At 72.1% G+C, this 12604-nt stretch carries 13 protein-coding genes and 2 pseudogenes; 4 read left to right on the forward strand and 11 right to left on the reverse strand.

The features are described from left to right. Positions 1-14: 14 nt before the first annotated feature. From ACIA6T_RS07175 to ACIA6T_RS07185, 3 genes and pseudogenes are all read right to left on the reverse strand, one after another. Positions 15-395 (reverse strand): PPOX class F420-dependent oxidoreductase, encoded by a 381-nt coding sequence (locus ACIA6T_RS07175; protein WP_399445545.1) that lies wholly within the window; start codon positions 393-395, stop codon positions 15-17. Positions 396-557: 162 nt separating this feature from the next. Further along, positions 558-1289 (reverse strand): class I SAM-dependent methyltransferase, encoded by a 732-nt coding sequence (locus ACIA6T_RS07180; RefSeq protein WP_399445714.1) that lies wholly within the window; start codon positions 1287-1289, stop codon positions 558-560. A gap of 153 nt (positions 1290-1442) precedes the next feature. Continuing rightward, positions 1443-1662, reverse strand: a pseudogene (locus ACIA6T_RS07185) (pyridoxal phosphate-dependent aminotransferase); the annotation flags it as partial. A 161-nt stretch (positions 1663-1823) separates the two neighbouring features. On the opposite strand from ACIA6T_RS07185, the gene ACIA6T_RS07190 reads away from it, so the two are divergent. Further along, complete coding sequence (locus ACIA6T_RS07190; protein ID WP_399445546.1) at positions 1824-3200, forward strand: S1 family peptidase; 1377 nt, start codon at positions 1824-1826, stop codon at positions 3198-3200. A 24-nt stretch (positions 3201-3224) separates the two neighbouring features. Here the strand turns inward: ACIA6T_RS07190 and ACIA6T_RS07195 are convergent, their stop codons facing one another. The 7 genes and pseudogenes from ACIA6T_RS07195 to ACIA6T_RS07225 form a co-directional block, all read right to left on the reverse strand. Continuing rightward, on the reverse strand, positions 3225-3647 hold the full coding sequence (locus ACIA6T_RS07195; RefSeq protein ID WP_399445547.1) for a hypothetical protein: 423 nt from the start codon (positions 3645-3647) through the stop codon (positions 3225-3227). Between the two features lie 58 nt (positions 3648-3705). After that, positions 3706-3891 carry a hypothetical protein gene (locus tag ACIA6T_RS07200; RefSeq protein WP_030863721.1) on the reverse strand — a complete coding sequence of 62 codons (186 nt, stop codon included), beginning with the start codon at positions 3889-3891 and terminating at the stop codon, positions 3706-3708. A 165-nt stretch (positions 3892-4056) separates the two neighbouring features. Next, positions 4057-4752, reverse strand: coding sequence for a L,D-transpeptidase family protein (locus ACIA6T_RS07205; protein WP_399445548.1), 696 nt, complete (start codon positions 4750-4752; stop codon positions 4057-4059). Positions 4753-4896: 144 nt separating this feature from the next. Next, positions 4897-5172: pseudogene (locus ACIA6T_RS07210) on the reverse strand (SDR family oxidoreductase); the annotation flags it as partial. 58 nt (positions 5173-5230) lie between these two features. Continuing rightward, positions 5231-6145, reverse strand: a complete 915-nt coding sequence (locus tag ACIA6T_RS07215; protein ID WP_399445549.1) for an SDR family oxidoreductase — start codon at positions 6143-6145, stop codon at positions 5231-5233. A 101-nt stretch (positions 6146-6246) separates the two neighbouring features. Next, the gene (locus ACIA6T_RS07220) at positions 6247-6876 is read right to left on the reverse strand and encodes an MBL fold metallo-hydrolase (protein WP_399445550.1); all 630 of its coding nucleotides are present in this window, start codon (positions 6874-6876) and stop codon (positions 6247-6249) included. Then, entirely contained in the window at positions 6876-7964 is a 1089-nt protein-coding gene (locus tag ACIA6T_RS07225; RefSeq protein ID WP_399445551.1) for an S-(hydroxymethyl)mycothiol dehydrogenase, read from the reverse strand. The genes ACIA6T_RS07220 and ACIA6T_RS07225 overlap by 1 nt, the downstream gene beginning before the upstream one ends. A 133-nt stretch (positions 7965-8097) precedes the next feature. Here ACIA6T_RS07225 and ACIA6T_RS07230 point away from each other — a divergent pair, with 133 nt between their 5' ends. The 3 genes from ACIA6T_RS07230 to ACIA6T_RS07240 all read left to right on the forward strand — a co-directional run bounded on the left by ACIA6T_RS07230 (position 8098) and on the right by ACIA6T_RS07240 (position 12220). Continuing rightward, positions 8098-9852, forward strand: a complete 1755-nt coding sequence (locus tag ACIA6T_RS07230; RefSeq protein ID WP_399445552.1) for an ABC transporter ATP-binding protein — start codon at positions 8098-8100, stop codon at positions 9850-9852. 131 nt (positions 9853-9983) lie between these two features. Continuing rightward, positions 9984-10349, forward strand: coding sequence for a nuclear transport factor 2 family protein (locus tag ACIA6T_RS07235; protein WP_399445553.1), 366 nt, complete (start codon positions 9984-9986; stop codon positions 10347-10349). Between the two features lie 635 nt (positions 10350-10984). After that, positions 10985-12220, forward strand: a complete 1236-nt coding sequence (locus ACIA6T_RS07240) for a YncE family protein (RefSeq protein ID WP_399445554.1) — start codon at positions 10985-10987, stop codon at positions 12218-12220. A 119-nt stretch (positions 12221-12339) separates the two neighbouring features. Here the strand turns inward: ACIA6T_RS07240 and ACIA6T_RS07245 are convergent, their stop codons facing one another. Beyond that, a complete protein-coding gene (locus tag ACIA6T_RS07245) occupies positions 12340-12588 on the reverse strand; it encodes a multicopper oxidase domain-containing protein (protein ID WP_399445555.1) in 249 nt (82 codons plus the stop codon). Positions 12589-12604: the final 16 nt, after the last annotated feature.

Raw genomic sequence — 12604 nt, forward strand, 5'->3', positions numbered from 1 at the left:
CGCCGGCCCGCGTCTCAGAGGGTGATGCGGATGCCGACCGTACCGCTCGGGCCCCGGCGAAGGCGGCTGCCCAGCAGGGTCAGCCGGCCGATGAGGCCGTACTTGCGGCCGATCAGCTTCCGGTAGCGGGCGGTGGTGGCCGGGTCGCGGATCTCCGCGGTGGCGGGGACCTGGTCACCGGTCGGGTTGCCGCGTACGTCGCAGGGGCCGACGAGGACGTCGGCGCGGGCGCGGATCCGCTTCACCTTCCACGAGTCGGCGACGGTCCACACCCCGAGCGCGTCACCGTCCCGCACCACCCACACCGGCGTGGCGACGGGCGTGCCGTTCTTCCGGTAGCTGGTGACCAACAGGTACTTCCCCGCCCCGAGCAGGTCCCGCAACGCGTCGTCCATACGGGGAAGTCTAAGCAGGTCCGGCGAAGCCCGCTGCGGTCCGGCAGCGTTCCGGAGGTGCGCGGGACCGTACCGGCGTGCGGCCGCCGCCGCGTGGGCGCGACCGGCCACGACGGCGCCGCAGTCGGCCGAGGGCACATCGCCGTACCGCCGGCGGAGCGCTCAGGCGTCCGGGCGCCGCGCGACGAAGACGAACTCCCGGCCCGGGCGGTCGGGGGCGTCCCGCACCTCCTCCACCGCGAAGCCGTGTTCGGCGAGGTCCGCCTCGACCTCCTCCCGCTCGCGGAAACGCAGCGTCGAGTCGGAGGTCAGCACCGCTCCGTCCGCGGCGAACACGTAGGTGGTGCGGAACGTCACCAGCGGGCCGTCCACCTCGGTCACCCGGTGCCAGCTCTCGACCGTGCCGACACCGGGTACGTCCGCCCTGCCGTACGTCTCCTCCCGGGTCCACCGCTCCCAGGCCCGCCGGGCCGGATCGCGGGTCTCGAACACCAGGCGTCCCCCGGGTCGCAGTGCCGCGTGGGCTCCGCTCAGGGTGCCGTGCCAGGCGCCCGGAGCGGCGACGGCCTGGGCGACGTTCGCCGTCATGGTCGCCAGATCGACCCGCAGCGGCGGCAGCGCCGTCGCGTCGCCCTCGATCCAGCGGACCCGTGCGCCGCCCGGCTTGCCCCGCGCCACGTCGAGGGACGCCCCGGCGGGTTCGACGCCGACGACCTCGATCCCCCGGCCGGCCAGGAGCAGCGCGAACACCCCTGTTCCGCAGCCGATGTCCAGCACCCGCCGGGCACCGAACTCCTCCGCCATGCCGAGGTACGCGTCGAGATCGCTCCGGTCGGGGTCGAGCGGGTCGTAGACCGCGGCGAGCCGCGGGTGGCCGTAGCACTCGTCAGCCACGGGCACCGCCCGCGCGCTCCACGGCGTCCGCCATCCGCCGCACCGCCCCTCCGAGCACCTCGGGCGAGGCGGCGAGGTTCAGCCGGGCGTGGCCGGCTCCTCCCGTGCCGAAGGGCAGGCCGGAGTTGAGGGCCACGCGGCCGTGCCGGAGGAAGGTGTCGGCGGGGTAGCCGGTGTCGCCGAGCTCCATCGCCTCGGTGACGGCGCGGACGACCGGTCCGGCCAGGGGCACGTCCATCCCGGCCACCCACAGGGGCAGCACGTCCTCGGGGTGGGTCCGCCATTTCATGCTGGTGCGGCGGCGCAGGCGGTCCAGGTCGAGGGCGTGCAGCGGATTCGGTTCACCGGACGTCTCGTGCGGAATCCTGGTCATGAACACACGATAGGGGCCGTGGTGTGGACGGACATCGGGACGACGGCCCGCGCCCGTTCTGAACGCGCCGGGTTCCGGACCCGTATGGGAAGGGGGCCTCCGACTCAGGGGAGGCCCTCGCGGTGCGCGCGCACCGCGCTGCCGAGGTTCGGGAGCCACGCATGAGGCACGCACGACGACGGGTCGTCCGGCGAGTGACACGGCTGGCGGCCGTCGGCGGACTCCTCCTGGGGGCCACGATGGTCACCCACGCCGTCGCCGGCGAGCCCCGCGCGTCCGACGCGGTCCCGTTCGCCACCGCCGAGGAGACGGCGGCCGGGCCGGGCGCCGGCCTGGTGTCGAAGCTCGGCACGTCCCGTACAGCGGGCAGCTGGATCGCCGCCGACGGCAGGACGGTGGTCGCGGTCACCGACGAGGAGGCGGCGGCCGAGGTGCGCGGGGCCGGCGCCGAGCCGAAGATGGTGCGGCACAGCATGGACGACTTCAAGTCCGCGACCGGGACACTGCGTTCGGCGCCGCGCGTGCCCGGGACGGCGTGGGTCATGGACTACCGGGCCAACGAGGTGGTGGTCCGGGGCGACAGCACGGTGTCGGCGGACGACTGGTCCGAGCTGACCGAAGTGGCGGACGGCATCGGCGGTTTCGTCCGCATGGAGCGGATCGAGGGCACCTTCACCACCCGGCTCAACGGGGCGCTGCCCATCCTGTCGACGGCCGGCCGCTGTTCGGCGGGCTTCAACGTGACCGACGGGGAGCGGGACTTCATCCTCACGGCCGGGCACTGCGGGCCCGACGGGTCGGTGTGGTTCGCCGACGACCAGGGCAGGCAGGAGGTCGGGACGACGGTCGGCAACAGCTTCCCCGGGGACGACTACTCGCTGATCGAGTACGCCGGCGGCCGGGCCGGCGAGGGCGCCGGTGTGGTGGCGGTCGGCGACGGCAAGGGCGTGCGGATCACGGGGGTGGCGGATCCAACGGTGGGCCAGCGGGTGTTCCGCAGCGGCAGCACCAGCGGGCTGCGGGACGGCGAGGTGACCGCGCTCAACGCGACGGTGAACTACCCCGAGGGCACGGTCAGCGGTCTCATCGAGTCGGACGTGTGCGCCGAACCCGGGGACAGCGGTGGCCCGATGTTCTCCGAGGGCATCGCGCTCGGTGTCACGTCGGGCGGCAGCGGTGACTGCCGGACGGGCGGTACGACGTACTTCCAGCCGGTGACGAAGGCGCTGGCGCGGCTCGGCGTACGGCTCGTCGTGGCGCCCGGGGCCGACGGGGGTGCGGCGACGCCCTCCCCCGCCCCGTCGGACGCGCGGGGCGCGGCGGCTCCGGACGCCGCCTCGCCGGGGTCGTCGACTCCGGTGCGGGGCATCCTCCCGGATCCGTCGACCCTGCTGTCCCGGCTGGCCGACCCCCGCAACGTCGGTCCCGGGCTGCTGGTGATCGCGGGCAGCCTGGTCGCCCTGGTGGCGTCGCGCTGGATACGGGCGGAGCAGGACCGCAAGGAGTACCGGCGTCACTATTCGGCATCATGGGGCTGAGCGGGCGTCGGGGGGGGCGGGCCTTCAGCCGATGGTGAGCAGCACGGTCGCCAGGGCGGCCCCCAGCAGCCCGGCGGCCTGCCGTCGGGAGACGTGTTCGTGCAGGACGGCGAGACCGAGGACGACCGGGAGCGCGGGGTAGAGGGAGGCGAGGACCAGCGCGACGGCGAGCATCTGCCGCTGGGCGGCCAGCAGGTAGAGGATGAGGCCGGGGGCGGCGCCCGCCCCGATCAGCAGGGCCTGGGCACCCGGCCGCGCAGGCAGCCGGAGGATCCCGGGGTGACGGGCGGCGCCGGGGAGCAGGACGAGGACGGCGGCATGAGGGACGCGGCGGGACAGCAGTCCGCCGGCGGTGGGGGCACCTCCCTGCTCGAGCGAAGCCGAGAGCTTGGGGGACGGCGATGCCGTAGCAGAGAGGGCCGAGGTCAGTGCGAGAAGGGCACCCATTCACTCACGGGTGCCCCGTCGACGGGATCACGATCCGAGGGGATCGGCGGGCAGCCGCTCAGGCTGCCCTGGCCGGCTGCGGGAGGGCCGAGGCCCACTCCTGGACCAGGCGCTGGTACTCCTCGCGCTGTTCGACGCTCAGTGTCCCGCCCGACCGGAGCCACAGGGCCCGGATCTCCTCGTTGACCTCGGCAGCCGATCGCTCGGAGGAGGGTTCAACAGTGGTGGACATGCCGTGAAGCATACGGCGCCGGACGTGAAGGCGCTGTGAGCAATCGCACGCTCATCGGACATTTCGGGCAGTGTTGCTGATCACGTCCATCTACCAAGGAACGTGGGCGAGTTCACATCCGGACCCCGGGGAAGCCGCCGGACGCGAGGCGCCCGGCGGACCGGGCGCCCGTGGCGATCAGGTGCCCGGCTTGCGGCCGTACACGTAGACGTCGTCGCCGTTCTTCAGCAGCGACCAGTACTTCTTGGCGGCGGTCTTCGTCATGTTGACGCAGCCGTGGGAGCCCGGCGGGTTCCACATGCTGACGCCGACCGAGTGGAAGGCCTGGCCGCCGTCGAAGAACTGGCTGTAGGGCATCGGCACGTCGTAGATGGTCGAGACGTGGTCGATGTTGCGCCAGTAGATCTTCTTCAGGCCGGTGCGGGTCTCGTACCCGTTGCGTCCCGTGCGGACCGGGACGGGGCCGTAGGCGAGCTTCTTGCCGTCCTGGATCCAGCTGAGCTGGAGCGTGAGGTCCACGCAGGCGATACGGCCCTTGTTGGTAGGGCATTTGCCTGACTTGTTCGGGTTCTTCCCGACGGCCTTCTGCTTGTTCATCAGGTCCATCACGCCCCAGGTCACGGGACCGGCGTACCCGATGTTCGGCGTGATGCCGTGCTTGGTCTGGAAGGAGCGGATGGCCTTGCAGTCGGCGGAGGACTGCTTTCCGTCGACCGGGCGGCCGAGGAACTTCTCCACCTTCTTCTGGTACGGGCCCGCCGAGGTGGTGCAACTCGCGGCCTGTGCCGGTGTCGCGCCCAGCGCGAGTGTGAGCGGAGCCACCAGCGAGGTGACCCCGAGGATGACGGCACTCCGTCTACGTATGTCCCCCATGGTCCGTTTTGCCTTTCCGCAGAAGTGGGCGCATGGCCTGCGCACTCTGCCAGGTAGACGACCCAACTGGAAAATCGGTTGTGCGGACGAACCGGGATGCGACCGAACGGTGACATCCCGGTCAACAGGGCCGCGAATGATCGACTATCGCGGCGGGATCCCGCCCAGCGCCTGCCGGAATCCCGCGTTGACCGCCGTGATGCCGCCGTCGACGGCGAGGGTGGTGCCGGTGACCCACGCCGCGTCGCGGGAGGCGAGGAAGGCGACGGCCGCCGCGATGTCCTCGGGCTCGCCGACCCGGCCCAGCGGGTAGAGGCGCCGGGCCGCTTCGAGGTCGTCGTCCCGGCCCGCCCAGGCGCGGGTGCGGACGGTCCCCGGTGCGACGGGGTCGACCCGGACCCCGCGGGGTGCCGCGTGTCCGTCGTCATGGTGTGACGGTAGCCGCCGGGGCGATCACCGCGGCAGGGGTCGGAGGCGATCAGCGGTAGCCGGTGACGTCCGCCGGCTTGTCCGCGTCCTGCACCTCGACGAGGTAGCGCCAGGCGTCCGGGCGGCTGCCGTCGAGGTCGGTGAAGCCGTACTCCCGGGCGAGGCCGCCGCTGGAGAGGGAGGTGCCGTTGAAGCGGGCCACGTCCGGGTCGGCGGCGAGGGCGGTGACGGCCCGTCCGACGTAGCGCGGGGTCTCGGAGATGGCGAAGTGGGGGACGTCGTCGAGGGCGTCGCGCCAGTTGTCCTCGCGTACGCCGAAGTGGTCGAGCATGATCTCCGAGCGCAGCCAGCCCGGGGTGAGGGCGACGGCCGTGGCGCCGCGCGGGCCGAGTTCGTGGCCGAGGGCGAACGCCATGCGCAGGACGGAGGACTTGGCGAGGTCGTAGAAGAAGGAGACGCGGTAGTGGTCGCGGTTGTAGTCGGCGGTTCCGTCGGTGACCTCGACGACCAGTCCGCCGGGGTGGCGCAGCAGCAGCGGCAGCGCGTGGTGGCTGGTGATCGCGTGGGTCTCGACGGCGAGGCGGAGCAGGCGCAGGCCCTTGTCCAGGTCGTGCTCCCACACGGGTGCGTCCCAGTCGAAGAGGGTCTCGCCGCCCCAGATGTCGTTGACGAGGACGTCCAGCCGGCCCTGTTCGACGGCGATCCGGTCGACGAGTGCCTTCACCTGCCCCGGTTCGAGGTGGTCGGCCGGCACCGCGATGCCCCGGCCGCCCGCCTCGGTGACCAGGTCGGCGGTGTCCTCGATGGTCTCGGGGCGGTCGTACTCGGAACGGCGTTCGCGGGTGGTGCGGCCCGTGACATACACGGTCGCGCCCGCCGCCCCCAGTTCCACGGCGATGCCCCGTCCGGCGCCCCGGGTCGCCCCGGCCACCAGCGCGACCCTGCCCCTCAACTGCTCCGACATGTACGGCCTCCCGTCACCGGTTCTCTGCTGTCGCTTCGAGCGTGACGGGTAAGCCGGACATCTTCTGTCACCTTTTCGCGCCGGTCACCCGGGCGGGCCGTTCAGTGGCCGCGCGCGATCCATTCCTCCAGGTGCGGGGCCTCCGCGCCGATGGTGGTCGGGTCGCCGTGGCCGGTGAGGACCTTGGTCTCGGGCGGGAGGGTCAGCAGCCGGTCCCGGATCGAGTCGATGATCGTCGGGAAGTGGGAGAAGGAGCGTCCGGTGGCGCCCGGACCGCCCTGGAAGAGGGTGTCGCCGGTGAACACGGTCCCCAGCCCCGGGTCGTACAGGCAGACCGCGCCGGGCGCGTGCCCCGGGGTGTGCAGCACGGTGAGGTCGGCGCCGGCGGCCTCGATCACCTGGCCGTCGACGAGCCAGGAGTCGGGGTCGCGGTCGGGGTGGGTCTGCTGCCACAGGTGCAGGTCGTCGGGGTGCAGCCAGATGGTGGCGCCGGTGCGCTCGGCGAGGGCGGGCGCGGCGTCGATGTGGTCGTTGTGGGCGTGGGTGCACACGATGGCGGTGAGGCGGCGGTCCCCCACCGCCTCGGCGATGGCGTCGGCGTCGTGGGCGGCGTCGATGACGATCGCCTCGTGGTCGTCGCCGACGATCCACACGTTGTTGTCGACGTCCCAGGTGCCGCCGTCGAGGCTGAACTGCCCGGAGGTGACGAGTCGTTCGACGCGGGCGGTCATCACAGCACCACCACCGAACGCAGCACGTCGCCGCGGTGCATCCGCTCGAACGCCTTCTCCACCTCGTCCAGTCGGACGGTCTCGGTGACGAACGCGCCCAGGTCCAGGCGGCCCTGGAGATGGAGGTCGATCAGCATCGGGAAGTCCCGGGAGGGCAGGCAGTCGCCGTACCAGGAGGACTTCAGGGAGCCGCCGCGGCCGAAGACGTCGAGGAGCGGCAGTTCGAGCTTCATCTCCGGGGTGGGAACGCCGACCAGGACGACCGTGCCGGCCAGGTCACGGGCGTAGAAGGCCTGCCGGTAGGTCTCGGGGCGGCCGACGGCATCGATGACGACGTCGGCGCCGAAGCCGCCGGTGAGTTCGCGGATCGCCTCGACGGGGTCGGTCTCGCGGGAGTTGACGGTGTGGGTGGCGCCCATGGAGCGCGCGGTCTCGAGCTTGCGGTCGTCGATGTCGACGGCGATGATCTTCGCCGCCCCGGCGAGCCGGGACCCGGCGATCGCCGCGTCACCGACGCCGCCGCAGCCGATGACGGCGACGGAGTCGCCCCGGCCGACGTTCCCGGTGTTGATCGCGGCGCCGATGCCGGCCATCACCCCGCAGCCGAGCAGCCCGGCGACCTGCGCGGAGACGGCGGGGTCGACCTTGGTGCACTGTCCGGCGGCGACCAGGGTCTTCTCGGCGAAGGCTCCGATGCCCAGGGCCGGGGAGAGCTCCTGCCCCGTGGAGGCGAGGGTCATCCTCTGCTTCGCGTTGTGGGTGTCGAAGCAGTACCAGGGGCGTCCGCGCAGACAGGCGCGGCACTTCCCGCACACCGCACGCCAGTTGAGGATCACGAAGTCACCGGGCTCGACGTCGGTGACGCCGTCGCCGACCGACTCGACCACGCCCGCGGCCTCGTGGCCGAGCAGGAAGGGGAAGTCGTCGCTGATCCCGCCCTGCTTGTAGTGCAGATCGGTGTGGCACACCCCGCAGGCCTGGACCCGGACGACCGCCTCACCGGGGCCGGGGTCGGGTACGACGATCGTCTCGATCCGCACCGGCTCGTCCTTGCCGGGTGCGATCACGCCGCGTACTTCCTGCGCCATGCTGCTGACTCCTTCATATGCCGTGTCCGTACCTCCGACCCTACGCGGGAATGATCGCTTCCGCCGCCCGCCGTGCGGTGGGTCCACCCCCGCGACGTAGCCTGAACCTCCGACCGACGCCGAGGGGGGCGACGTGAGCATCACGGCAGAGGAATCCGGCCCGCCCGCCTGGCGGCTGCTCCTCGGATACGTACGACCGCACCGGTGGGCCCTGCTGGGCGGCGCCGTGCTGTCCCTGATGACCGGGGCGACGGGGCTGATGCTGCCGCTGGTGGCCCGGGACCTGATCGACGACCTCTCGGACGACCGGGCGATCACCGGCGCGCTGCTGCTGATGTCGGCGCTCGTGGTCGCCAACGCCGTGCTGGGGGCGCTGGGTTCGTACGTGCTGCGGCGCACCGCCGAGTCGGTGGTGCTCGGGGCGCGGCGCTCGCTGTCGTCGTATCTGCTGCGGCTGAGGATCACCGCCGTGGACCGCAGTGAGCCGGGTGATCTGATGGCCCGCATCACCTCCGACACCACCCTGCTGCGCGAGGTGACCACGGACTCGCTGGTCGGTCTCGGCACGGGCGGGCTGACGCTGATCGCGACCGTGGTGCTGATGGGTTTCGTGGACCCGGTGCTGCTGGGTGTCACGCTGGGGGTGATCGCGCTCGCGGGCACGGTGCTGGGGGTGATCGTGCCGCACATCAACCGGGCTTCCCGGCAGGCGCAGGACGCGGTCGGGGTGATGGGTGCCTCGCTGGAGCGGGTCCTCGGCGCGCTGCGCACGGTCAAGGCGTCCGGTGCGGAGCCGCGGGAGGAGCGTGCGCTGCACGAGGCCGCGCAGGAGTCGTGGCGGCAGAGCGTGCGCGCCGCCAAGTGGTCGGCCGCGGCGGGCAACACGGCCGGCCTCGCGATGCAGATCGCGTTCATCACGGTGCTCGCGGTGGGCGGCGCGCGGGTGGCGACCGACGCCATCGACATCGGGACGCTGGTGGCGTTCCTGCTGTTCGTTTTCTATCTGATGGCGCCGATCCAGCAGGTCGTCGGCGCGCTCACGCAGTACCAGACGGGCAGCGCCGCCCTCGCCCGGATCCAGGAGGCGCTGCGGCTGCCCGCGGAACCGGCCGCCGGGCCCGCGCGCCTGCCCGGCACCGGAACGGCGCCCGCCGCGCTGGCCTTCGAGGACGTCCGTTTCCGGTACGCCGACGACCTGCCGTACGTCCACCACGGGGTGACGTTCACCGTGCCCGCCCAGGGCATGACCGCGTTCGTCGGTCCGTCCGGCGCGGGCAAGACCACCGTCTTCTCCCTCATCGAGCGGTTCTACGACCCCGGCTCCGGCGTGATCACGCTCGACGGCCGTGATCTGGCCGACTGGGAGCTGCCGCGGCTGCGGGCCGCGATCGGGTACGTCGAGCAGGACGCGCCGGTGCTCTCGGGCTCCCTGCGGGACAACCTGCTGCTGGGCAACCCCGAGGCGGACGACGACACCCTGACGCGGGTGCTGAAGACGACCCGGCTCGACGGTCTGGTGTCCCGGCTGCCGGACGGGCTCGACACCCTCGTCGGGCACCGCGGCACCAAGCTGTCGGGCGGGGAGCGCCAGCGGGTCGCCATAGCCCGCGCCCTGCTGCGCAGCCCCCGGCTGCTGCTGCTCGACGAGGCCACCTCGCAGCTCGACGCGGTGAACGAGGCGGCGCTGCGCGACACCGTCGCCGACGTGGCGCGTACCACGACGGTCCTGGTCGTCGCGCACCGGCTGTCCACCGTCACGATGGCCGACCGGATCGTGGTGATGGACGCGGGCCGGGTACGGGCCGTCGGCACGCACCGGGAGCTGGTGACCGCCGATCCGCTGTACGCGGAGCTGGCGGCCACGCAGTTCCTCGCGACGACCGAGTGAGCGGCGCGGGACCGCGCGGTACGGCAGGGGGCCGGCTTGCCGTGCCCGGCGGGCCGGAGGACGCTCGTAGGAGAGGCCGTCCCGGCCCGCCGGAGGTCCGGACCGCGGCCCCGCGGAGGAGGTGGGTCGTCATGACGACCGCGTCACAACCCGTCTTCGGCACCGACACACTGCGCCGGGGCATCGAGGCGGACACGTCGGCGAACCTGGTGTCGCTCTACGCGGACGACGCGGAACTGCGCGTCGTGGACCGCAACACCCAGCCCAGCCACCCCAAGGTCCTGCACGGCCGGGACGAGATCGCCGCCGTGCTGGACGACGTCTACAGCCGCGACATGACGCACACGCTGGAGGCGTGCGTCGTCCAGGGCGATCACGCCGCCTACTGCGAGAGCTGCCGGTACCCGGACGGGGTGCGGGTGCTGTCGGAGTCGATGCTCACGCTGCGGGACGGCAGGATCACCGGACAGGTGATGATCCAGGCCTGGGACGAGTAGGAACGTCGGTACGGAGGTGATCAGCGCGTCCAGGCGCTGTGTTGTCGAGCAACTGTGCGGTGGCGTCCAGGAGTTCGGGCGTGGTTCGGATCCGGATCTCGCCGTGCGCCGCTTCGGTGAGATGGGCACGCAGCCGGCCGCTGTCGTGCGGCGGGCGCGCGGCGGGCGGGGCACGGCAGGCGCGGGGGTGGCTGCGGGGCCGCCGAGCAGCAGGACGGAGGCGAGCGCGACGACGGCCGCGACGGCTCCTTCGTGGGCATGGAGGCCCCGCTGAAGAGATCGAGGGCCATCTCCTCGTCGACGCGGCCCGCGCCGAGGCCCGTACGGCGGCCGCGGAGCTCACCGGAGGAACTGCGGGCGCGGTACGGGACCCGGTACCGCCATCCGCGGCAGCGGCTGCCGGGTTGTGTGCTCCTGGGCTGCGCCCTGGCCTTCGGGACCGTTCCCGTCGCCCTGTCGGCCGGTCGGGGAGTCACCCGCACGCGTGCCGGGCACCGCGGGTGAGGGCCGCCCCGCCGGACGCCGAAGCCGCCCGATTTTGTCGTGCACGCGGTCTTGTCGCGGACGGCTCTCTTCCTTACTTTTCAGTAAGTTGCTTTCAGAGCACGTGACTCCGGATTCTGGAGAGAGCCGTCATGCCGGTCCGCAGAACCAGGTACCTGTGCGCCATCGCCGCCGCGCTCGCCCTCACCGTCACGGCGCCCACCGCCGCGACCGCCGATCCCTCCCCCGCCCTGCGGGAGGTGCTGTTCGTCGGCAACAACTGGGACGGCACCGCCGATGTCATCGAGTCCGCCGGTGACTTCGCACGGATCGGCCGGATCGACGTCATCCCGGACAAGGACGAGCGGATGGCCGAGATCAACGCCGACCCGATCCGCTGGATCTACTTCATGGCGATCCGGAGCGGCGTCGGCGAGGGCCACGACCAGTTCGTCGACGACATGTACTCCACCCCGGACGGCACCTCGGTGGTGGTCTCCCGGCCGAGCTTCGCCGACGTGGTCTCCCTCGACCTCGCCACCGGACGGGTCAACTGGCGCTTCCCGGTGTCGGGTTACCGCTCCGACCACATGGCGGTCTCCCCCGACGGCAAGCGCGTCGCCGTCTCGGCCTCGACCTCCAACACGGTGCACGTCCTGGACATCGGGACCGGTGAGCAGCTCGGCTCGTTCAAGACCGGCGACAAGCCGCACGAGAACGTCTTCAGCAACGACGGCAAGTACATCTGGAACATGTCCATCGGCGAGGTGAACACCGCGCTCGACGCGACCTGGCTGGACTGGACGAAGGGCGACCGCCGGATCACGGTCGTCGACGCGACCACCTTCAAGCAGGTGAAAGTGCTCGACATGCGTGAGCGGCTCGACGCCATCGGTCTGGAGGACCACTCGGACGCGGTGCGCCCGGCCGCGTTCTCCCCGGACGAGTCGAAGCTGTACTTCCAGGTGTCGTTCTTCAACGGCTTCTTCGAGTACGACGTCGCCACCGACCGCATCACCCGCACCAAGACCCTGCCGAAGAACCCGGCCACCAGCGACGACCGCACCACCTGGGTCAACGACTCACGCCACCACGGCATCACCATGAAACCCGACGGCACCAAGCTGTGCGTGGCGGGCACCATGGACGACTACGCGACCGTCGTCGACCGCGCGACCCTCCAGCAGGGGCCGCTCGTCACCGCGTCCAAGCCGTACTGGGCGACCGTCAGCGGTGACGGCAGGTCCTGCGTGGTCTCCGAGAGCGGCGCCGACCGGGTCACCGCCATCGACTTCGCGACCGGCGAGAAGACCGTGTCCGTACCCGTCGGCGACCACCCGCAGCGGGTGCGCCTCGGCCATGTGGAGGCCGGCTGGTCCGGCGCGTAGTGCGCGAAGGCGCTCCCGTCGGTCACGCCGGCCGAGTGCGGCGGCCGCTCGGTCAGGATGGTCCCACCGGCGGGGACTCCCGCGACGCGACAAGCCGGTACGGCAGGTGTCCCGGTGTGTCAGACGATCTCGAGGTTGGCCATCATGCCCATGTCCTCGTGTTCGGCGTTGTGGCAGTGGAAGAGGTAGCGGCCCCGGTGGCCGCCGAAGCGGGTGATGACCTCCGCCGCCTCACCGGGCCGCAGCGACACCGTGTCCTTCGGGCCGGCGTCGTGCGGCAGCGGCACGCGCCCGTCGCGGGAGAGCACCCGGAATCCCGTCTGGTGGAGGTGGACCGGATGGTGGACGTCGGCGGTGAAGTGCCACACCTCGACGGCACCGCGC

Source organism: Streptomyces sp. NPDC051740 (assembly GCF_044453165.1).
Lineage (GTDB): Bacteria > Actinomycetota > Actinomycetes > Streptomycetales > Streptomycetaceae > Streptomyces > Streptomyces atrovirens.

Excerpts from the sequence above, each read along its gene's own strand:
- ACIA6T_RS07175 (WP_399445545.1), bottom strand. The coding sequence starts at position 395 with ATGGACGACGCGTTGCGGGACCTGCTCGGGGCGGGGAAGTACCTGTTG.
- ACIA6T_RS07190 (WP_399445546.1), top strand. The coding sequence starts at position 1,824 with ATGAGGCACGCACGACGACGGGTCGTCCGGCGAGTGACACGGCTGGCG.
- ACIA6T_RS07195 (WP_399445547.1), bottom strand. The coding sequence starts at position 3,647 with ATGGGTGCCCTTCTCGCACTGACCTCGGCCCTCTCTGCTACGGCATCG.
- ACIA6T_RS07200 (WP_030863721.1), bottom strand. The coding sequence starts at position 3,891 with ATGCTTCACGGCATGTCCACCACTGTTGAACCCTCCTCCGAGCGATCG.
- ACIA6T_RS07205 (WP_399445548.1), bottom strand. The coding sequence starts at position 4,752 with ATGGGGGACATACGTAGACGGAGTGCCGTCATCCTCGGGGTCACCTCG.
- ACIA6T_RS07215 (WP_399445549.1), bottom strand. The coding sequence starts at position 6,145 with ATGTCGGAGCAGTTGAGGGGCAGGGTCGCGCTGGTGGCCGGGGCGACC.
- ACIA6T_RS07220 (WP_399445550.1), bottom strand. The coding sequence starts at position 6,876 with ATGACCGCCCGCGTCGAACGACTCGTCACCTCCGGGCAGTTCAGCCTC.
- ACIA6T_RS07225 (WP_399445551.1), bottom strand. The coding sequence starts at position 7,964 with ATGGCGCAGGAAGTACGCGGCGTGATCGCACCCGGCAAGGACGAGCCG.
- ACIA6T_RS07235 (WP_399445553.1), top strand. The coding sequence starts at position 9,984 with ATGACGACCGCGTCACAACCCGTCTTCGGCACCGACACACTGCGCCGG.
- ACIA6T_RS07240 (WP_399445554.1), top strand. The coding sequence starts at position 10,985 with ATGCCGGTCCGCAGAACCAGGTACCTGTGCGCCATCGCCGCCGCGCTC.